We start from the raw sequence: 19,040 nt of genomic DNA, 5'->3' as shown, positions 1-19,040 counted from the left end.
TCAGACCCCCAACTCTTGACGCTGGCGCTTCAAGTGCTCCGGCATCTCTTTATAGACGTCTTCGAACATGGTCGCGGCGCTTGGAATCTGGCCACCGGCCAGGGTGCCGTACTGTTCGGCCTGCTTTTGCGCGGCAATCACTTCGGCTTCAAGTTCGGCACTGACCGCCGCGTGTTCCTCTTCGGACCACTGGCCAATCCTGATCAGGTGCTGCTTGAGGCGGGCAATCGGGTCGCCCAGGGGGAAGTGGCTCCAGTCGTCGGCGGGGCGGTATTTGGAAGGATCATCCGAGGTGGAGTGCGGACCGGCGCGGTAGGTCACCCACTCGATCAGCGTGGGCCCCAGGTTGCGGCGCGCGCGCTCGGCAGCCCAGGCCGAAGCGGCGTACACCGCGATGAAGTCGTTGCCGTCCACCCGCAGGGAGGCGATGCCGCAACCGACGCCGCGTCCGGCGAAGGTCGTTGCTTCACCACCGGCAATCGCCTGGAAGGTGGAGATGGCCCACTGGTTGTTGACTACATTGAGGATCACCGGCGCACGGTACACGTGGGCGAAGGTGAGGGCGGTGTGGAAGTCGGATTCGGCGGTGGCGCCGTCGCCGATCCAGGCGGAGGCGATCTTGGTATCGCCCTTGATCGCCGAGGCCATGCCCCAGCCCACGCCCTGGACGAATTGGGTGGCGAGGTTGCCGGAAATGGTGAAGAAGCCGGCGTCTTTCACCGAGTACATGATCGGCAACTGGCGGCCCTTGAGCGGGTCGCGTTCGTTGGACAGCAACTGGCAGATCAGGTCCACCAGTGGCACTTCACGGGCCATCAGGATGCTTTGCTGGCGGTAGGTGGGGAAGCACATGTCGTCGATGTTCAAGGCCAGGGCCTGGGCGCTGCCGATGGCTTCTTCGCCAAGGCTCTGCATGTAGAACGACATTTTTTTCTGACGCTGGGCGACCACCATGCGGTTGTCGAAGATCCGCGTCTTGAGCATGGCGCGCATGCCTTTGCGCAGGATCTGCACCGGGACGCCTTCGGCCCACGGACCGAGGGCCTGGCCCTGGTCGTCGAGCACGCGGATCAGGCCCTTGGCCAGGTCGGCGGTGTCGGCGGGTTCTACGTCGATGGCGGGTTTGCGCACGGTGCCTGCGTCGGTCAGGCGCAGGTACGTGAAGTCGGTCTTGCAGCCTGGACGGCCCGAGGGTTCAGGGACGTGCAGACGCAGTGGTTCATACTGCTGGGTCATGGCTTTCTACGCTCTATCTTGTGAATTTCTTGTAGTGGGCGCGCTAGCTGACAGTCAGTCCCCGGGTAGGGGAAATCTTGTCCTACAACAATCATAGGCGTGGCGTAGAAGAATATTTATCTCTGTTTCGTTGCGCCCGCGGTCATTTGCGGATAAAAAACCTGCATAAACATAATAAACAGGTGAATTTGTCTCATGCGCAAACTGGACCGTACCGATATCGGCATTCTCAACGCTCTGCAGGAGAATGCACGGATCACCAACGCCGACCTGGCCCGCTCGGTCAACCTGTCGCCCACGCCGTGTTTCAACCGGGTGAAGGCGATGGAAGAACTGGGCCTGATTCGCGACCAGGTCACGCTGCTGGACGCCGACCTGCTGGGGCTGCACGTCAATGTGTTCATTCACGTGAGCCTGGAAAAGCAGAATGAGTTGGCGTTGCAGCAGTTCGAAGGGGCGATTGCGGACCGTCCGGAAGTGATGGAGTGCTACCTGATGGCCGGCGACCCGGACTACCTCATCCGCGTGCTGGTACCGACGATCCAGTCGCTGGAGCGTTTCATGATGGATTTTTTGACCAAGGTGCCAGGCGTCGCCAACATCCGGTCCAGTTTTGCACTTAAACAAGTGCGATATAAAACAGCGCTGCCGTTGCCACGGGATGGACTAATGGTATGAATATCGGAGAGTCGCAACAGCCGTTAATTATAATGGTTAGCTAAGCAATGATCTGCGTCATGTTTATTTGCCACTATTCATAAAAAAATACGTAAGTAGTCACGTTTTTTTCACACTCGGTTAAACAAAGTTGTACCCGTAAGGCCGTGTACAGCACGGCCAAGGGGAAGGGTGAGCCGAGATGTCCATGAGAGCCTTGAAGTTGAACTTTCGTACCACATTGTGCTTCGGTGTGGTGTGTTTCCTGCTGTTAATACAAGGCGCAATGACGCTGATAAAAGTCGATAAGGTGTATTCATCGACGGTCGAAATACAAAACAACTGGCTGCCCAGTATTCGCCTGGCGGGCCAGATCGATTCCACGTTTTACAAACTTCGTCTGGACCTGCGGCGTTACGCCATGGAATACGCGGACAAGGACCCCGCCTCCCTGGAAAAACTCAAGGCGGTTCGCGCCGAAGTGCTGCAAGTTGCCGAGCATTATGGAACGCTGGTATCGAGCCCCGAGGAGCGTACCAAGTACGACCAGGCACTGAGCGAGATAAAAAACTACAGCCAGAAGATGGATGAATTCCTCGCGCAAGCCTCCAGCTTTTCCGAGGAACAAATGGCGGTGTATTTGCGCGACGTCAACGGCCCCATTGCACGCCAAGTGCAGGCCTCCATCAGCGATTTGATTGCGATCAATGAACAGGGCTCGAAGACCGCGGTGCAAGCCGCCGCCAGTGAGCATGATGCGGCACGTTTGTTCACGTGGGTGTTGATGGTCAGTTCGGTGCTGATCGCCGTGGTGGTGGCTCGCTTGCTGACCCGCAGCATTATCAATCCGGTGCGGGAGTTGCTGGTGTCGACCGGCAAGATCGCCGACGGCGATTTGCGTGTGGCAATTGCCATCAGCGGCAATGACGAACTGACTGAGCTGCAACGGTCGACCGCCACCATGCAAATGAACCTGAAAAGCACGTTGCAGCACATCTCGGAGGCGTCCGGGCAGTTGGCGTCGGCAGCCGAGGAGATGAGTGCGATTACCCGTGAATCCACTGCCGGTATTGAACGCCAAAGCCAGGAAACGGATCAGGCTGCCACGGCGGTCAACCAGATGACGGCGGCGGTCGAGGAAGTGGCCAGGAATGCAGTGTCTGCTTCCCAATCGACGCAGGACTCGCAGCGTTCGGCAAACGTGGGGATGGAGCGTGTGACGCAAACCATTGCTTCGATCGAAAAGTTGAGCACTACGGTGCAGCAGACCGGGGTGGAAGTTGAAGGGCTGGCTAAACAGGCCCAGGACATCGCCCGGGTCGTCGAGGTGATCCGTTCCATCGCCGAGCAGACCAACCTGCTTGCCTTGAACGCAGCGATTGAAGCAGCGAGGGCGGGAGAGCAAGGCCGGGGCTTTGCGGTGGTGGCCGATGAAGTGCGGGCGCTGGCCCATAGAACGCAAACATCGACCCAGGAAATCGAACAGATGATTGCGAAAATCCAGAGCTGTTCGAGCGAAGCAGTGGCTTCCATGGCCCTCAATCGCAATGAAGCGGTAGACTCGCTGAAAGTTGCCCACGAAGCCGGCGTGGCAATCACCCAGATCACCCAAGCCATTACCGACATCAATGAGCGTAACCTGATGATTGCAACCGCGTCGGAAGAGCAGGCGCAAGTGGCGCGTTCCGTTGACCAGAACCTGATCAGCATCCGCGATCTGTCCATCCAGAGCTCCTCGGCCGCCGGTCAGACGTCGGTGGCCAGCCAGGAACTGTCCAGGCTCGCCGTTGACTTGAAGCAGATCGTGGCGAAGTTTGCGGTGAGTTGATCGCCAGGCAGGTCATGCCATTGGGGGGATGATAAATGCTCAAGTGTATTGCGTGTTCCCAAGTGATGCTGGGAATGTATCTACACAAACTGGACGGCCCGTGGATCGGCCATGGGTTCTGGAAGAGCAGCTTTTTATTGGACCGTGAAGAGGACCGGCAGCGTTTGCTGACGTCGCAGGTCCAGCGGGTCTGGATCGATACCGCAAAAGGCTGCGACGAACCCCAACCGGCCCCACCGGCGCCGGTCACGGTCAAACAACCTGCCACACCCCGCGCTCGGGTGCCTGCCCCGGTGGAGATGAAAGCGGAGGTGGCGCGCGCAGTGAAGGTGTGCGCGGTCGCCAAGCGTGCCGTGGTCAGTATGTTCAGTGACCTGCGCATGGGGCGGGCGGTGGAGGTTCGTCAAGTGGCCAGCCTGGTGGAGGACATCTCCCGCTCCATGCTGCGTCATCCCCATGCCTTGCTTAGCCTGGTGCGCCTGAAAAAGGCCAATGAATACACCTATATGCATTCCGTCGCGGTCAGTGGCTTGATGATCGCGCTGGCGCGGCAATTGAACCTGTCGCCGGAACTGGTCCAGGAAGCCGGGTTGGCGGGGCTGTTTCATGATGTTGGGAAAATGGCCATTCCCGAGCAGATCTTGAGCAAGCCGGCCGGGCTGACCGAGGCGGAGTTCTGTACCGTACGCCAGCACCCGGTGGAAGGCGCGCAGATGTTGCGGCTATGCCCGCAGATCAGCGCCCTGGTGCTGGATGTGTGCTTGCATCACCACGAGAAATCCGACGGCAGCGGCTATCCCCTTGGCCTGGCGCAGGACCAGATCAGCCTGTTCGCGCAAATGGGCGCGGTGTGCGATGTCTATGATGCGATCACCTCGGAGCGCCCCTACAAACAAGGGTGGGGGCCTGCGGAGGCGATCCAGAAAATGGCCGAATGGAAGGGACACTTCGATGCCCGGGTGTTCCAGGCGTTTGTCCGTTGCGTAGGTATTTACCCCATCGGCGCCTTGGTGCGCCTGGAAAGCGGGCGCATTGGCGTGGTCGTCGAACAAAGCCCCGCGTCGCTGCTGACCCCCAAGGTCAAGGTGTTCTTTTCGGCGCATTCAGGCATACCGATTCCCCAGTCGGTGCTGAACCTGGCTGAGCAACCGGACAAGATCATCGGCCGTGAAAGCGCCGAGGAGTGGGGCTTCAAGCATGTCGACGAATTGTGGTCGGGGCTTGCGCCCTCCAAGTCGTCGTACTTTGAGTAAGCGCGATTCAGAGCTGGTTGAGCGGAATCTTCAGGTACACCACCCCGTTATCTTCCGCCGGCGGCATATTCCCCGCCCGCACATTCACCTGGATCGCCGGCAGCAGCAGCGTCGGCATCCCCAGCCCGGCGTCGCGTCGGGTGCGCATTTCTACAAACGCCGCTTCATCCACGCCGTCATGCACATGGATATTCCCTGCGCGTTGCTCGGCCACTGTGGTCCGGCACTTCGCCTCGCGGCTTTCGGGCGGGTAGTCATGGCACACGTACAGTTCGGTTTCCAACGGAAAGGCCAGCAACTTGCGCATCGATGCATACAACTGCCGCGCATCCCCGCCGGGGAAATCACAGCGGGCGGTACCGACATCCGGCATGAACAGCGTGTCACCCACCAGGATCAATCGGCCGTCGATCAGGTAGGCCATGTCCGCCGGTGTATGCCCTGGCACATGCAGCGCCTGGGCCTTGATATTGCCGATATGAAACACCTCATCCGGCGCAAACAGATGATCGAACTGCGAGCCATCCACACGGAATTCCGGCTCCAGGTTGAACAGGTGCTTGAACACACCCTGGACTTTGCTGATGGCCTGGCCAATCGCGATCTTGCCGCCCAAGGTGCGGCGCAGGTAGGGCGCCGCCGACAGGTGGTCGGCGTGGGCGTGGGTTTCCAGCAGCCACTGCACCTGCAAGCCGTGCTCGCGCACGAACGCGATGACGTTATCGGCCTGGGCGGTGTCGGTGCGCCCCGAGGCCGGATCGTAGTTGAGCACTGAGTCGACAATGGCGCACGGGCCGCCGTCGGTTTCATAGACGACGTAGGTGTAGGTCGACGATGCCTCGTCCAGAAAGGCTTGAATCAACGCTGGCATGGCGAACGTCCCCGATGGAGAAAAAAGTAGTTACAATCAGTTTACGTTTTCACATAATGTTTCGAGCTTAAGTGACACAAAGGACCCGAGGCAAATGGAATCTACTCTGAGTGAAGGCGAAGTTGCCCAGTTGCGCGCATCGGCGTCCAAGGCCTGCTCCTTGCTCAAGGCCCTGGCCAATGAGGATCGCTTGCTCATCCTGTGCCAGCTGACCCAGGGCGAGCGCAATGTCGGCGAGCTGGAAGCCCTGACCGGCGTGCGCCAGCCCACGCTGTCACAACAGTTGGGCATCCTCCGTGACGAAGGGTTGGTGGCCACCCGTCGGGAAGGCAAATACATTTTCTACGGGCTGGCCAGCCATGAAGTGATTCAAGTGATGAAGACCCTGTCCGGGCTGTACTGCGGCGCGGTCATAAAAAGCTGGGCGTGACGCCATCCGGCAGCGACCCTTGTGTGCATGTATTACAAAGGCGATAGACCATGACCGACCAACACTGGGGCCCTACCATCAGTGGCGATATCGTAGTCATCGGCGGCGGCTCGGCGGGCATCGGCCTGCTGGCCAGCCTGCTCAAGCGCGATCCCCACCTGCATATCACCCTGATCGAACCGAGCGACCACCACTGCTACCAGCCCGCCTGGACCCTGGTCGGCGGCGGTGCCTACGACGTGAAGAAAACCCGCCGCCCACTGGCCGACGTCCTGCCCAATGGCGTCACCTGGGTACAGGCCGCCGTCACCGAACTGCTGCCCGATGCGCAGACCCTGGTGCTCGACAGCGGTCAGCGCGTCACCTGGAACAACCTGATCGTCTGCCCCGGCCTGCGCCTGGCCTGGGAAAAGGTCGAGGGGCTGCAAGACACCCTGGGCAAACATGGCGTCACATCCAACTACAGTTACCAGCACGCTGCTTACACCTGGCAGTTGGTGCAGCAACTCAAGGGCGGCAAGGCGATCTTCACCCAGCCGGCCATGCCGATCAAATGCGCGGGTGCGCCGCAGAAAGCCATGTACCTGTCCTGCGATCACTGGCTCAAACAGGGCACGCTGAACAATATCGACGTCGAATTCAACCTGGCCGGCGCCGCACTGTTCGGGGTGGCGACCTTTGTGCCGCCGCTGATGAAGTACGTGGAAAAATACAACGCCCGCCTGGCGTTCAATGCCAACCTGGTGAAAGTCGATGGCCCTGCGCGCAAGGCCTGGTTCGAGGTGAAGGACGCCGAGGGTAACGTCCGCGTCGAGGAGAAAACCTTCGACCTGCTGCACGTGGTGCCACCGCAAGTGTCCCCGGATTTTATCCGCCAAAGCCCACTCGCCGACGCCGCCGGTTGGTGTGAGGTGAACCCCCATAGCCTGCAGCACCTGCGGTATCCGCATATCTTCGGCCTGGGCGACGTGTGCGGCACCACCAACGCCAAGACCGCCGCAGCGGTGCGCAAGCAAATCGTGGTGGTTGCCGAAAACCTGCTGGCCCTGCGCAAACAGGCGCCGTTGCCGCTCAAATATGACGGCTACGGTTCCTGCCCCTTGACGGTGGAGAAGGGCAAGGTGGTGCTGGCCGAGTTTGGCTATGGCGGCAAGCTGCTGCCGACCTTTCCCCTGGACCCGACCCGGGCGCGTCGTTCGATGTGGTTCCTCAAGGCGACCTTGCTGCCGTGGTTCTACTGGAACGGCATGCTCAAGGGCCGCGAATGGCTGACCCGCCTGAGCAAGGTGGACTGAATGCTGCTCGCCAGTGTGTTGGGATTGTTGATGGGCCTGGTCATGGGCCTGACCGGCGCCGGTGGCGGCATCCTCGGGGTGCCGGCGCTGGTGCTGGGCCTGGGTTTGAGCATGACCCAGGCGGCGCCGGTGTCACTGCTCGCCGTGGGCGCGGCGGCTGCGGTGGGGGCGGTCGATGGTTTGCGCCATGGCCTGGTGCGCTACCGCGCCGCGTTGCTGATCGCCTTGCTTGGCGCGCTGTTTTCGCCGGTGGGGGTGTATCTCGCCCACCAATTGCCGGAAGCCCTGTTGATGGGGCTGTTCAGCGCATTGATGGTGCTGGTGGCCTGGCGCATGTTGCAGCGGGAAAAACGCGAGGCAGGGCCGAGTGACCACGGCACCGCCTCCTGGGGCCAGAAGAACTGCATGCTCGACCAGCACACCGGGCGCCTGGCCTGGACTGCCAAATGCAGCGCGACCCTGGCCGCTCTCGGCGCAGTGACCGGTGCGGTGTCCGGCCTGCTTGGTGTCGGCGGTGGCTTCCTGATCGTGCCGGCATTCAAGCAACTCACCGACGTGCAGATGCGCGGCATCGTCGCCACCTCCCTGATGGTGATCAGCCTGCTGTCGTTGATCGGCGTGGCCGGCGCGTTGCATGCCGGTGTGCGCATCGAGCCGGTGGGTTGGGTGTTTATCGCCGCGAGTATCGGCGGCATGCTCGCCGGTCGGCGCCTGTGTTCGGTGATTCCTGCGCGTACCTTGCAAGTGGGGTTTGCCAGCCTGTGTGTCGTGGTGGCGGCTGGAATGCTGTTTAACGCCTTGCGTTGAGACTTGTGGCGTGGGAGCGAGCAAGCCACCTCGCCATTTATGGGCGCCGGCAGCCTGTCTCTTCAGAGGTTGCGACCCTTCATCCCATCGAATCCCCCACCCAGTACCCAAGTAGCATAGGCCCATGCCCAGGCCCTTCGTACACTGATGCTTCAGAGGGGGAGGCAACGATGCACAACAGTGAAGGCGTAGTCAGCGCCATGTCCCAGGCCACCGATGCCGGGCAGGCCGCCGAGGAATTGGCCCAGCAACTGCTGCACCCGTACCTGGGTTTTGTGCTGTTTTTCTGTTCCGCGTCCTACGACCTCCAGGCCCTTGGCCAGGCCCTGCAACAGTGCTTCGGCAAGGTGCGGGTGGTCGGCTGCACCAGCGCCGGAGAAATCACGCCCCAAGGCTACGGCCGTAATTGCATCACCGCGATGGGCTTTAACCACGCGCACTTTTCCATCGCCACCGAGCTGATCGATCAGGTCGAGCACTTCAGCCTGATCGGTGCCCAGGACATGGTCGAACGTCTGGTCGGCGGCTGTCGCAGCAACACCCTGGCGCCGATCAAGGGCAACACGTTTGCGCTGACCCTGCTTGACGGCCTGTCCAGCCGCGAAGAAATGGTCCTCGCCGCCCTTAGCGCGGCCCTTGGGGATATCCCGCATTTCGGCGGTTCGGCCGGTGACGACAACTTCCTCACCCACACCCACGTGTACTTCAACGGCGTGTTCCACAGCGGCGCGGCGGTGGTGATGCTGGTCAACACCTGGCTGGATTTCGAGGTGTTCACCACCCACCATATCCTGCCGCGCACGGAAAAGCTGGTGGTGACCGGCGCCGACAGCGCGTCACGCCGCGTGTTCGAGCTCAACGCCGAGCCCGCCGCCGAAGAGTACGCGCGGCATATCGGCGTGGCGGTGGCCGACCTCGACCACCGCACGTTCGCCGCCCACCCGTTGGCGGTGCGTATCCACGACCAATACTACGTGCGCGCTATCCAGCAGGTGCATGAAGACCTCAGCCTGAGTTTCTACTGCGCGGTGGAAAACGGCATCGTGCTGACGGTGATGACGCCCGGCCCGCTGCTGCCGAACCTGCAGGCTCTGTTCGACGGCCTGCAAGCGCGCCTCGGCGACCTGTTGCTGACCATCGGCTGCGATTGCTTTTTGCGCCGCCTGGAGCTGGAGGACAACGGCACCCTCGAACAGCTCGGCGGTTACTTGCGGGACCAGCGGGTGATGGGTTTCAACACCTACGGAGAACAGTTCAATGGCATGCACATCAACCAGACCTTCACCGGGGTCGCCATTGCCCGAGGCCGGCGCTGACCTGCCCGCTCAACTGGCCCGGCTGCAACAGGACAACCTCAAGCTGGCGCGGATCAATGTGGCGCTGATCGAGCGCATCGAGTCCGGCATGCCCCAGGGCAACAACCCCTACACCACCTTCCAGCATTCGGTGGTGCTGGCCGAGCAAGTGCGCGAGCGCACCGACGCGTTGAACCAGGCGATGGCCGAACTCAAGGCCAGCAACCACCTGCTGATCAACGCCCGCCTGCGCGCCGAAACGCTGCGTGGCGAACAGGCGGCGGCGCAGAAAGCCCAGGAGAGCGAGCGCTGGATCCGCCTGATCACCGACAACGTGCCGGCGCTGATCGGCTACCTGAATGCCGACCTGGTTTATGAGTTCACCAACAAGGTTTATGAAGAATGGTACTGCTGGCCGCGCGGCATGATGCTCGGCCAGAGCCTGCGCGAAGTGCACAGCGAGCAGCATTGCCAGCGCCTGGACGCCTACGTCGCCCGTGCCTTGGCGGGGGAGAGCGTGACCTTCGAGTTCGCCGAAACCAACATCAACAACCAGGAACGCTACATGCTGCGTTCCTATGTCCCGAATATGCTGGCCAGTGGCGAGGTGGTGGGGATCTTCGTGTTGATCCGCGATATCACCGAACGCCGCCGCACGGCCGAAGCCTTGCACCAGGCCTACCAGCATCTGGAACAGCGCGTGGCCCAGCGCACCTCGGAGCTTACGTCGCTCAATGACCAGTTGCTCAAGGAAATTGACGAGCGCCGTCGCATGGAAACCCGCCTGCGCGAAGCCAAGCTCGAGGCCGAGCAGGCCAACCTGTCGAAAACCAAGTTTCTCGCCGCCGTCAGCCATGACCTGTTGCAACCGTTGAATGCGGCGCGGCTGTTCACCAGTGCCTTGCTGGAGCGTCCCAGCGAAGCCCTGGTGCGCAATGTGAGCAACTCCCTGGAAGACGTGGAAAACCTGCTGGGGACCCTGGTGGATATTTCCAAGCTGGATGCTGGCGTGATCAAGGCCGATATCGCGCCGTTCGCCTTGAGTGAGTTGCTCGACAACCTCGCCGCCGAGTACACCCAGCTGGCCCGCGCCGAAGGCCTGGCGCTGCACTTTGTCGGCTGCTCCGCGTTGGTGCGCAGCGACATCCAGTTGCTGGCGCGGATCCTGCGCAACCTGCTCAGCAATGCCATTCGCTACACCTACCAGGGGCGGGTGGTGCTGGGTTGCCGGCGTCAGCAGCAGCGCCTGTTGATCCAGGTGTGGGACAGCGGCATGGGGATTGCCCAAGAGCGCTTGGAGGAGATTTTCCAGGAGTTCAAACGCGGCGACGTGCAGCGACCGGACCAGGACCGCGGCCTGGGCCTGGGCCTGGCCATCGTGGAAAAGATCGCCGGGATACTCGGCCATCGCATCAGCGTCAGATCCTGGCCGGGCAAAGGCTCGATGTTCTCGGTGGAGGTACCGTTGAGCGCCACGGCCCCCAAGTCGCTGCCTGCGCCTTCCATGAGCGAGCCGTTGCTCGAGCGCCTGCAAGGTGCCCGGGTGTGGGTGCTGGATAACGACGCGGCGATCTGCGCGGGTATGCGTACCTTGCTCGAAGGCTGGGGCTGCCGGGTGATCACGGCGCTGTCGGAACAGGACCTGGCGCGGCAGGTGGACAACTACCATGCCGAGGCGGACCTGTTGATTGCTGATTACCATCTGGACGACGACCAGAACGGCGTGGACGCCGTGGCTCGCATCAACGCCCGGCGCGGGAGCGCGGTGCCGGCGTTGATGATCACCGCCAACTACAGCAATGAATTGAAGCAGCAGATACGTGAGTTGGGGCATACCTTGATGCACAAGCCCGTCAGGCCCATGAAGCTGAAAACCGCCATGAGCCACCTGCTCAGCCGGCCCTGACGAAATGCAGATCAACTGTGGGAGGGGCTTGCCCCGATAGCGGTGCATCAATCAATGGATGTGCTGACTGACACTCTGCCATCGGGGGCAAGCCCCCTCCCACAGTTGATTTGTGGTGTGTCAAAGGGTCAGCGACGCAGGTACGAGCCGAGAATTGAAGCAGCAGATACGTGAGTTGGGGCATACCTTGATGCACAAGCCCGTCAGGCCCATGAAGCTGAAAACCGCCATGAGTCACCTGCTCAGCCGGCCCTGACAAAATGCAGATCAAATGTGGGAGGGGGCAAGCCCCCTCCCACAGTTGACTGGTGGTGTGTCAGACCGTCAGCGGCGCAGGTACGAGCCGAAATAGATATCCCCGGCACTGAGTATCGCCTGCACCCGGTTATGCACATTCAACTTGCGCAAAATCGCCGACACATGGGCCTTCACCGTGGTCTCGGCAATCTCCAGCGTATAGGCAATCTGCTTGTTCGATTCGCCCTTGGTCATCCGCTCCAGCACCAGCAATTGTTTACGGGTCAGTGCCTGCAACAGCTCCGGGGCAAACCCCGGGCTGTCATTCATCCGCCGCTGCCCGGTGTTTTTCTGGGTGCGGATGATGTCCGGCGGCAGGTACACATTGCCGTTGAGAATCTGCTGGATCGCCTCGGTCATTTGCAGGCGCGGTGATGACTTGGTGATAAAACCCACGGCGCCGTAGGTGATGGCCTGCAGCACGATCTGTTTGTCCTGCTCGGCCGAGACAATCACCACCGGGATGGTCGGCGACTCGTTGCGCAGGTTGATCAGGCCGTTGAGGCCGTGCATGCCGGGCATGTTCAGGTCCAGCAGGATCAGGTCGAGGTCGTCATGTTCCTGGGTCAGGGCGAGGGCGCTGTCCAGGTCGGCGGTTTCCAGCACATCGCTGCCGGGGAAACCGTCGCTGATGACGTTGTGGATCGCCTCGCGAAACAGCGGGTGATCATCGGCGATCAGGATTTTGTACATGGCCGTTCACCTTCTTGTTGTGGTTTTTTATTCAAAGGGTTCGGGTGTCGCAGCCATCACTGGCAGGTTTGCCGCTTCCCATGCATCCAAACCATCGCGGTACCAATACACAGAGGTATAGCCCAGGTTGGCGGCCCGTTTTACCGCGTTCCAACTCAGCCAGCAATCAGCGCGGCAGTAGAACACCAGCGGGCGGTCCAGGTTGCCGCCCGTGTATTTGTAAAGGTGGCGCACAAAGTAACCTTGCCACTCGGGCGTGAGGTCGCCGTCGCCGGTATTGGCCAGCCAGTGACTGCCGGGCAGGTTGGCGTGGGGCTGGTCTTCGATGAAACGACCCTGTAGCCACGGGCGGCGGTACACGTCGATCAATACCGGTGCGGGCATCTGGGCCAACAGCGTTTGCAGGGCAGGTGTGTCGACAATGACGGCCCCGGGCAGGTGTTCGGGCGTGGGGCTGCGGTACAGGCTGATGCGGTAGCCATCGGCGGAAAACAGTGGAGTGTCGGCCTGTACGTGCGTGATGAACAGGCACAACAGTGCCGCAAGTGGCAGTCTAGCGGGCAGCATGGCGGGTCCGGTCCTTATCGTTATGCCCCCATTACACGCCAGTCCCGCTGCCTTGGGAATGCGACGATAGACAGCAAAACCAGTACCAAAGTAGTAGGTCCCATTGGTCCCCGGGGTTCTAGCATGGCCAGAGGTACTGCCATGGGAGGCACTATGAACATCCTGCTGGTCGATGATCACGCCGTGGTCCGCCTGGGTTACGCCAGCCTGTTGCGCAGCGGGCTGCCGGGTGTGGTGGTGCGCGAAGCCGCGAGTGGCGAGGACGCCTTGACGCGGGTGCACGAAGCGGTACCCAACCTGGTGATCATCGGCTTTGGCCTGCCGGGTATCAGCGGCCTGGAAACCACCCGCCGCCTGCGCCAGCGCCTGCCGCAATTGCGCGTGCTGTTTTTCAGCCAGCATGCCGAGTTGCCCCTGGTGCGCCAGGCGTTGGAGGCCGGTGCGTCCGGCTACCTGACTAAAAGCGCGTTGCCGGCGGTGATGCTGGATGCGGTCGAGCGCATTCTTGACGGCCACACCTATATTGAACAGGACCTGGCCACCCAGCTGGCTTACCACCCCACCGACCGGCGCCTGCAAAGCATGACCCAGCGTGAGCTGGAGATTTTCCTGATGCTCGCCAAGGGCACCCCGGCGCGCGCGATTGCCGCTCAGTTGAGTATCAGCAGCAAGACCGTGTCCAATCACCTGACCTTGCTCAAGAGTAAGTTGCAGGTGAGTTCCCATGCCGAGTTGGTGCATTTGGGTATCGACATGGGGGTGGTGCGGGTGGCGGGTTAACGATCCCAGGTGGTCGGGCAATCCTTGCAACCGTCCATATTCGCGTCCTGGAAATTCGCATAGTGCTGGCGGCTCCCGGTGAGCGTGGCTTTTTCCAGGTTGCTTTCGCCGAACTTGGCTTCTTGCAGGTTGGCGTCGCTGAGGTCGGCGCCTTGCAGGTCGGCCTTGCTCAGCCAGGTCATCTCCAGGTCGGCCGCACGCAGGTTGGCGTGGTGCAGCTTGGCCCCCGACAGCCGGGCAAATTGCAGGTAGGCGGCGCTGAGGTTGGCGTTTTCAAACTGCGCACCCTGGGCGAACAGCCCCCAGCCTTGCACGGCCATCAGCGTGGCGCCAGTGAAGTCGGCCAGGCGCAGGTTGGCTTGTTGCAGGCTGGCGCGGGTCAGGTTGGCGCCTTGCAGCTGGGCTTTTTCCAGGTTGGCCAGGTCGAGGTTGGCGTGGCGCAGATCGGCATCGCGCAGGTCGGCACCGGCCAGGTTCATTTTGCTCAAGTCCTGGTTGCTCAGGTCGGCGCCCTTGAGGTTGGCACCGGGGCATTGGCTGTGTGCGGCCAGGCTGCAGCCGTTGATGACCAGCGGCGCGTCGTCGCCCTCGTCGGCGTGAGCCAAGGGCAGGGATAGCAGGATTAAAAATGGCAGATATTTCATCGCGAAACCTCTGGGGATCCTGGGGTGAGCGGGCTTGCTGTGGCGAGCGGGCTTGCCCCGCGTTGGGCTGCGCAGCAGCCCAAAACCTGACGACTCGGTGAGGCTGGAGAAAAGCCGGGGGCCGCTTCGCTGCCCAACGCGGGACAAGCCCGCTCGCCACAAAGGATGACCCCGGCATATAGGGTGAGGTTACTTCTGCGCGGTTTTCAGGTCCCAGCTCGGGATCTTGAACACCCAGAACGACCCACCCTGTGCCACCGGCTTGGTCAGCTCCGCCATGTCGCCGCCCCACAACGGCACCGCGCCGCCGTAGCCGACTGTCACGCCGATGTACTGCTCGCCATCCTGTTCCCAGGTGATCGGCGGCGAGACGATGCCGCTGCCGGTCTGGAATTTCCACAGCTCCTTGCCAGTCTTCGCGTCGAAGGCCTTGAAGAAGCCATCGCCGGTGCCGGTGAACACCAGGTTGCCCTTGGTCGCCAGTACGCCGGCCCACAACGGCAGGTGTTCCTTGTGCTCCCACACCACCTTGCCGGTGGTCGGGTTCATCGCCCGCAGGGTACCGACGTGGTCGTCATACATGCGCTTGATGCGAAAGCCCATGCCCAGGTACGCCGAGCCCTTCTTGTAGTTGACCTCTTCGGTCCAGTATTCCTCTTTCCACTGGTTGCCCGGGATGTAGAACAGCCCGGTGTCCTGGCTGTAGGCCATGGGGTTCCAGTTCTTGCCACCCAGGAACGGCGGCGAGACTTCCACCGGCTTGCCCTTGGTTTCACCCGGCAACGGCTTGGCCGGACGCTGGCCTTCGTTTTCCACGGGGCGGCCGGTCTTCAGGTCGATGTGGCTGGCCCAGGTGATGTTGTCGACGAACGGGAAGGCGTTCTGCAGCTTGCCGTTGTTGCGGTCGACCACGTAGAAAAAGCCGTTGCGGTCGGCGTGGCCGGTGGCCTTGATGACTTTGCCGGCCTTGTCCTTGTAGTCGAACAGCACCAGCTCGTTGTTGCCGGAGAAATCCCAGGCATCGTTCGGCGTGTGCTGGTAGAACCACTTCACTTCGCCGGTGCTCGGGTCGACGCCGACCTGGCCGGAGGTGTAGAGGCTGTCGAAGTCGTGGGGGTTACCGTCCTTGGAGGTGCGCGCCCAGGTGTTCCACGGGCCAGGGTTGCCGGCGCCGACGATGATGGTATTGGTCTCGGCATCGAAGCTCGCACTCTGCCAGGGCGCGCCGCCGCCGTGGCTCCAGGCCTCGACCTTGCCGGTTTCGGTGGTCGGGTCATCCGGCCAGGACGGAGCCTTGACGTCGCCGGTCGGGGTGCTGTCCTTGCCGTTCAGGCGGCCCATGTGGCCTTCCACGAACGGGCGCATCCACACCTCTTCGCCGGTGTCCGGGTCGCGTGCATACAGCTGGCCGACCACGCCGAATTCATCGCCGGAGCTGCCGTGGATCAGCAGCACCTTGCCGCTGACCTTGTCTTTGATCAGCACCGGGGCGCCGGTCATGGTGTAGCCAGCGGCGTGGTCGCCGAACTTCTTGTTCCACACCACTTTGCCAGTGTTCTTGTCGAGGGCGATCAGGCGTGCATCGAGGGTGCCGAAGTAGATCTTGTCGCCGAAGATCGCCGCGCCCCGGTTGACCACGTCGCAGCACGGGCGAATGTTGTCGGGCAGGCGGTGGTTGTAGGTCCACAGGCGTTTGCCGGTCTTCGCATCGAGGGCGAACACCCGGGAATACGAGCCGGTGACGTAGACCACGCCGTCGCTGACGATGGCCTGGGATTCCTGGCCACGCTGCTTCTCGTCGCCGAACGAATAAGACCAGGCCGGTGTGAGCTTGAACACGTTCTTGTCGTTGACCTGGGCCAGCGGGCTCCAGCGCTGGGCGTTGGTGCCCATGCCGTATTGCAGCACGTCCTTGGTGGTCAGGTGGTCGTTGGCGATGTCTTCCCAGGTGACGTTGCGGGTCTGTTTGGCAGGCTCGGCGGCGGCGAAGCTGGCCGCACTCAAGGACAGGCTGCCGACCAGCAGGAAGGCCTGCACGGCAAGGCTCAGCGGCGAGAGGGCGGGTAGCGATCTTATTGTCATGGTTGCAGTTCCCAGTGGAGGTTATGGCCTGCACAGGGTGCGATGTGAACGCCGTGGCGAATACGGAAAAAGTCCCGGTGTTGCCGGGACAATTTCCCGAACCGCCTCTGATTTAGCAGTGCCCCACAAGGCCTGCTACCAACGGATGAGAACCCGCCCACCAAAGCAGCATACGGGTCCTGCCGGGTGCTTCCTAAGATGGTTGCCATAGCCTCTGCCAAGAGGTTTTGCGTGCACTCCCGAGGGAAAAAATAATGACAACAAAACGCAACGCCTTGATTACCGCCTGCCTGCTCGCCAGTGCAATCAGTAGTGGATCCGCCTGGGCTCATGGCAACGTGACGCCCACCGCCGTGGAAACCAAAGGCCTCACCCCGATCAAGGACGCAGGCGTGCCGCTGGACGCCGATGGCTGGGCCGCCACCAACCCCTATCGCACCACGCCCGAACATGACAAAGCGGTGGAGGTCGGTGCGTCGGCCTATAACCAGAACTGCGCGGCGTGCCATGGCCTGGAAGCCAAGTCCGGTGGCATCGCCCCCGACCTGCGCATGCTCGATGCCGGCGACGCCGGCGATGAATGGTTCGTGGAACGTGTGCGCCACGGCGCCGTGCGCGATGGCCGGGTGTACATGCCGAAAATGGCCGACTACCTCAGCCAGGAAGCCCTGTGGGCGGTGCGCACCTACCTCGACAGCGTGCACGTCGAGGAGTAAGCCATGGGCCTGCGCGGGTGGTGGCTGTGCTGTGTGCCGATGCTGGCCTGGGGCGCGCCCGTGGACCCGGTGCCCTCGGTGATGTGGGCCTACTATCACCAGCGCTTGCTCGACAATGCAGCGTTTGTCTTCGACGAGCGGGTGAAGCTCCTGGCGCCGCCGTTCGCCGAGGATGCGCGCCAGGTGCCGCTGGAGATCGACGCCCGCGCCTTCAAGGGGGACGTGGTGAAGATCCTTGCCTGGGCCGAGCTGAACCCGCTGCCGCAGATCGTCGATTTCCAGCCGTTGGGGCCAGTACTGCCGTGGCTGTCGCTGCGGATTCGTATCGAACAGGCCACGCCGTTGCGTGCAGCGGTGCTCACCCGGGATGGCATGTGGCATGTCGGCTCGGCCCTGATCGATGCCGCCGGTGGCGGCTGCACCGCGCCCAGCGTGGTGCGCACCCAACCCGGCTGGGAAGAACACCTGGGCGAAGTGCTCGGCGGCCGTTACCCGCGTGCCGAGTTCAGCCGCGTGAAACTGCAAGTTGCCCATCCGATGGATAACGGCATGATCAGCGGTATTCCCGAATTCTTTATCCACCAGGCCGAGCTGCGTGGCGCAGATAACCAACTGCTGGCACGCCTGGAACTGTTCCCCGCCGTCAGCGAAAACCCCAGCCTGGCCTTCGACATCGAAGGCCGCGAGCCCACGCGCCTGACCCTGCGCGACACCAGCGGCAACCAGTTCGAGGCGGCCATCCCATGAGCCTGCGCTGGATTGTGCTGTGGCTGCTGCTGTTCAGCCTGCCGGTGCTGGCGGACCTGGATTACGTCCTCAAACCTCGGTTGATCGCCGATAACACCTGGCTGCTGGAAGGCAGCACCGACAACTTCACCAGGGACAATGGCGGCAATATCGTCAATGTCGGGTTCATCGTCACCGAGCCCGGCGTGGTGGTGATCGACACCGGGCCGTCCAGGCGCTACGGCGAAGCCCTGCGCCAGGCCATCGCCCGTGTCACCGACAAACCGGTGATCCAGGTGCTGCTGACGCACCACCATCCCGACCACGGCCTGGGCAACCAAGCCTTCAGGGATGTACCGATTGGCGCCCTGGCCGGCACCAAGGATTTGCTGCATGAGCAGGGCGACAGCATGGCCGAGAACCTGTACCGCATGGTGGGTGACTGGATGCGTGGCACCGAAGTGGTGTTGCCCAACGAAGCCCTGCCAGCGGGGGGGAAAACCTTCGGCAGCCACGACCTGCAACTGCTGCACCTGCGCGGCCATACCGGCGCCGACCTGGCGATCCTCGACCGCAGGACCGGCGTGCTGTTTGCCGGCGACCTGGTGTTCTACCAGCGCGCACTCACCACGCCCCATTCACCGGGGCTGGCGATCTGGCTGGCGGATATCGCCACCCTGCAAGGCTTGCCCTGGACCCTGATCGTGCCCGGCCACGGCCCCATTGCGACCGACGCCAAACCCTTCGAACAGATGCGTGACTACCTCACCTGGCTCGATCAATTGCTACGCGACGGGGCAGCCCATGGCAGCGACATGCCAGAGCTGATCCGCAGCCCGATCCCCGAGCGATTCGCGGGCATCAACCTGAGCCGCTATGAACTGACCCGCAGCGTGACCCACTTGTACCCCCACTACGAACGCACCCAGATGCAGCCCATCAACACCCAACAATAAG

General features: G+C 62.1%; 18 protein-coding genes and 1 pseudogene. 13 read left to right on the top strand and 6 right to left on the bottom strand.

The window, feature by feature from the left end; all coding sequences use genetic code 11:
• Positions 1–1,236, bottom strand: a complete 1,236-nt coding sequence (locus K5K89_RS18755) for a 3-methyl-2-oxobutanoate dehydrogenase (2-methylpropanoyl-transferring) subunit alpha (protein WP_222540015.1) — start codon at positions 1,234–1,236, stop codon at positions 1–3.
• A gap of 195 nt (positions 1,237–1,431) precedes the next feature.
• Here K5K89_RS18755 and bkdR point away from each other — a divergent pair, with 195 nt between their 5' ends.
• The 3 genes from bkdR to K5K89_RS18740 all read left to right on the top strand — a co-directional run bounded on the left by bkdR (position 1,432) and on the right by K5K89_RS18740 (position 4,974).
• Positions 1,432–1,914: a Bkd operon transcriptional regulator BkdR gene (gene bkdR / locus K5K89_RS18750; protein ID WP_058426744.1), complete on the top strand. Its 483-nt coding sequence runs from the start codon at positions 1,432–1,434 to the stop codon at positions 1,912–1,914.
• Positions 1,915–2,095: 181 nt separating this feature from the next.
• Positions 2,096–3,721 (top strand): methyl-accepting chemotaxis protein, encoded by a 1,626-nt coding sequence (locus tag K5K89_RS18745; protein WP_071492089.1) that lies wholly within the window; start codon positions 2,096–2,098, stop codon positions 3,719–3,721.
• Positions 3,722–3,756: 35 nt separating this feature from the next.
• Positions 3,757–4,974: an HD-GYP domain-containing protein gene (locus K5K89_RS18740; protein WP_071492088.1), complete on the top strand. Its 1,218-nt coding sequence runs from the start codon at positions 3,757–3,759 to the stop codon at positions 4,972–4,974.
• A gap of 7 nt (positions 4,975–4,981) precedes the next feature.
• Here the strand turns inward: K5K89_RS18740 and K5K89_RS18735 are convergent, their stop codons facing one another.
• Positions 4,982–5,845, bottom strand: coding sequence for an MBL fold metallo-hydrolase (locus K5K89_RS18735; protein WP_071492087.1), 864 nt, complete (start codon positions 5,843–5,845; stop codon positions 4,982–4,984).
• A 94-nt stretch (positions 5,846–5,939) separates the two neighbouring features.
• Between K5K89_RS18735 and K5K89_RS18730 the strand changes: the two genes are divergently transcribed.
• The 6 genes and pseudogenes from K5K89_RS18730 to K5K89_RS29025 all read left to right on the top strand — a co-directional run.
• Positions 5,940–6,275: an ArsR/SmtB family transcription factor gene (locus K5K89_RS18730; protein ID WP_005789341.1), complete on the top strand. Its 336-nt coding sequence runs from the start codon at positions 5,940–5,942 to the stop codon at positions 6,273–6,275.
• Positions 6,276–6,325: 50 nt separating this feature from the next.
• Entirely contained in the window at positions 6,326–7,570 is a 1,245-nt protein-coding gene (locus K5K89_RS18725) for an FAD/NAD(P)-binding oxidoreductase (protein WP_222540014.1), read from the top strand.
• Positions 7,571–8,377: a sulfite exporter TauE/SafE family protein gene (locus K5K89_RS18720; RefSeq protein WP_222540013.1), complete on the top strand. Its 807-nt coding sequence runs from the start codon at positions 7,571–7,573 to the stop codon at positions 8,375–8,377. It begins immediately after the preceding gene.
• 170 nt (positions 8,378–8,547) lie between these two features.
• Positions 8,548–9,693, top strand: a complete 1,146-nt coding sequence (gene nosP / locus K5K89_RS18715; RefSeq protein WP_093124293.1) for a nitric oxide-sensing protein NosP — start codon at positions 8,548–8,550, stop codon at positions 9,691–9,693.
• Positions 9,635–11,578 carry a NahK/ErcS family hybrid sensor histidine kinase/response regulator gene (locus K5K89_RS18710; RefSeq protein ID WP_222540012.1) on the top strand — a complete coding sequence of 648 codons (1,944 nt, stop codon included), beginning with the start codon at positions 9,635–9,637 and terminating at the stop codon, positions 11,576–11,578. Before nosP ends, K5K89_RS18710 begins: the two co-directional genes overlap by 59 nt.
• Positions 11,579–11,729: 151 nt before the next feature.
• Positions 11,730–11,834 (top strand): annotated as a pseudogene (locus K5K89_RS29025) (hypothetical protein); the annotation flags it as partial.
• A 68-nt stretch (positions 11,835–11,902) separates the two neighbouring features.
• On the opposite strand, the gene K5K89_RS18705 reads toward K5K89_RS29025, so the two are convergent.
• Both K5K89_RS18705 and K5K89_RS18700 read right to left on the bottom strand, forming a co-directional pair.
• Entirely contained in the window at positions 11,903–12,568 is a 666-nt protein-coding gene (locus K5K89_RS18705) for a response regulator transcription factor (RefSeq protein ID WP_222540011.1), read from the bottom strand.
• A 27-nt stretch (positions 12,569–12,595) separates the two neighbouring features.
• On the bottom strand, positions 12,596–13,135 hold the full coding sequence (locus tag K5K89_RS18700) for a PQQ-dependent catabolism-associated CXXCW motif protein (protein WP_071492079.1): 540 nt from the start codon (positions 13,133–13,135) through the stop codon (positions 12,596–12,598).
• A gap of 153 nt (positions 13,136–13,288) precedes the next feature.
• Between K5K89_RS18700 and K5K89_RS18695 the strand changes: the two genes are divergently transcribed.
• Positions 13,289–13,915 (top strand): response regulator transcription factor, encoded by a 627-nt coding sequence (locus tag K5K89_RS18695; protein WP_071492078.1) that lies wholly within the window; start codon positions 13,289–13,291, stop codon positions 13,913–13,915.
• Here the strand turns inward: K5K89_RS18695 and K5K89_RS18690 are convergent.
• Together K5K89_RS18690 and exaA are read right to left on the bottom strand one after the other, a co-directional pair.
• Positions 13,912–14,559, bottom strand: a complete 648-nt coding sequence (locus tag K5K89_RS18690) for a pentapeptide repeat-containing protein (protein WP_222540010.1) — start codon at positions 14,557–14,559, stop codon at positions 13,912–13,914. The genes K5K89_RS18695 and K5K89_RS18690 overlap by 4 nt on opposite strands.
• Before the next feature lie 189 nt (positions 14,560–14,748).
• Positions 14,749–16,641 (bottom strand): quinoprotein ethanol dehydrogenase, encoded by a 1,893-nt coding sequence (gene exaA / locus K5K89_RS18685; RefSeq protein WP_083351482.1) that lies wholly within the window; start codon positions 16,639–16,641, stop codon positions 14,749–14,751.
• A 254-nt stretch (positions 16,642–16,895) separates the two neighbouring features.
• On the opposite strand from exaA, the gene pedF reads away from it, so the two are divergent.
• Genes pedF through K5K89_RS18670 form a run of 3 tightly spaced genes read left to right on the top strand, consistent with a single transcriptional unit; the run spans position 16,896 to position 19,039 of the window.
• Positions 16,896–17,357 carry a cytochrome c-550 PedF gene (pedF, locus tag K5K89_RS18680; RefSeq protein WP_071492075.1) on the top strand — a complete coding sequence of 154 codons (462 nt, stop codon included), beginning with the start codon at positions 16,896–16,898 and terminating at the stop codon, positions 17,355–17,357.
• A gap of 3 nt (positions 17,358–17,360) precedes the next feature.
• On the top strand, positions 17,361–18,104 hold the full coding sequence (locus K5K89_RS18675; protein WP_071492074.1) for a quinoprotein dehydrogenase-associated SoxYZ-like carrier: 744 nt from the start codon (positions 17,361–17,363) through the stop codon (positions 18,102–18,104).
• Entirely contained in the window at positions 18,101–19,039 is a 939-nt protein-coding gene (locus tag K5K89_RS18670; protein ID WP_409996276.1) for a quinoprotein relay system zinc metallohydrolase 1, read from the top strand. The genes K5K89_RS18675 and K5K89_RS18670 overlap by 4 nt, the downstream gene beginning before the upstream one ends.
• Position 19,040 lies beyond the last annotated feature (1 nt).

It is taken from the genome of Pseudomonas sp. DR208 (assembly GCF_019823005.1).
Taxonomy (GTDB): Bacteria; Pseudomonadota; Gammaproteobacteria; order Pseudomonadales; family Pseudomonadaceae; genus Aquipseudomonas; species Aquipseudomonas extremorientalis.
Note: the sequence above shows the minus strand (reverse complement) of the source record. Positions and strands in the feature narration are given on the sequence as shown.

Excerpts from the sequence above, each read along its gene's own strand:
- K5K89_RS18690 (WP_222540010.1), bottom strand. The coding sequence starts at position 14,559 with ATGAAATATCTGCCATTTTTAATCCTGCTATCCCTGCCCTTGGCTCAC.
- K5K89_RS18675 (WP_071492074.1), top strand. The coding sequence starts at position 17,361 with ATGGGCCTGCGCGGGTGGTGGCTGTGCTGTGTGCCGATGCTGGCCTGG.
- exaA (WP_083351482.1), bottom strand. The coding sequence starts at position 16,641 with ATGACAATAAGATCGCTACCCGCCCTCTCGCCGCTGAGCCTTGCCGTG.
- K5K89_RS18740 (WP_071492088.1), top strand. The coding sequence starts at position 3,757 with ATGCTCAAGTGTATTGCGTGTTCCCAAGTGATGCTGGGAATGTATCTA.
- K5K89_RS18735 (WP_071492087.1), bottom strand. The coding sequence starts at position 5,845 with ATGCCAGCGTTGATTCAAGCCTTTCTGGACGAGGCATCGTCGACCTAC.
- K5K89_RS18710 (WP_222540012.1), top strand. The coding sequence starts at position 9,635 with ATGGCATGCACATCAACCAGACCTTCACCGGGGTCGCCATTGCCCGAG.
- K5K89_RS18745 (WP_071492089.1), top strand. The coding sequence starts at position 2,096 with ATGTCCATGAGAGCCTTGAAGTTGAACTTTCGTACCACATTGTGCTTC.
- K5K89_RS18755 (WP_222540015.1), bottom strand. The coding sequence starts at position 1,236 with ATGACCCAGCAGTATGAACCACTGCGTCTGCACGTCCCTGAACCCTCG.
- bkdR (WP_058426744.1), top strand. The coding sequence starts at position 1,432 with ATGCGCAAACTGGACCGTACCGATATCGGCATTCTCAACGCTCTGCAG.
- K5K89_RS18725 (WP_222540014.1), top strand. The coding sequence starts at position 6,326 with ATGACCGACCAACACTGGGGCCCTACCATCAGTGGCGATATCGTAGTC.
- K5K89_RS18720 (WP_222540013.1), top strand. The coding sequence starts at position 7,571 with ATGCTGCTCGCCAGTGTGTTGGGATTGTTGATGGGCCTGGTCATGGGC.
- K5K89_RS18705 (WP_222540011.1), bottom strand. The coding sequence starts at position 12,568 with ATGTACAAAATCCTGATCGCCGATGATCACCCGCTGTTTCGCGAGGCG.
- K5K89_RS18670 (WP_409996276.1), top strand. The coding sequence starts at position 18,101 with ATGAGCCTGCGCTGGATTGTGCTGTGGCTGCTGCTGTTCAGCCTGCCG.
- K5K89_RS18695 (WP_071492078.1), top strand. The coding sequence starts at position 13,289 with ATGAACATCCTGCTGGTCGATGATCACGCCGTGGTCCGCCTGGGTTAC.
- nosP (WP_093124293.1), top strand. The coding sequence starts at position 8,548 with ATGCACAACAGTGAAGGCGTAGTCAGCGCCATGTCCCAGGCCACCGAT.
- K5K89_RS18700 (WP_071492079.1), bottom strand. The coding sequence starts at position 13,135 with ATGCTGCCCGCTAGACTGCCACTTGCGGCACTGTTGTGCCTGTTCATC.
- pedF (WP_071492075.1), top strand. The coding sequence starts at position 16,896 with ATGACAACAAAACGCAACGCCTTGATTACCGCCTGCCTGCTCGCCAGT.
- K5K89_RS18730 (WP_005789341.1), top strand. The coding sequence starts at position 5,940 with ATGGAATCTACTCTGAGTGAAGGCGAAGTTGCCCAGTTGCGCGCATCG.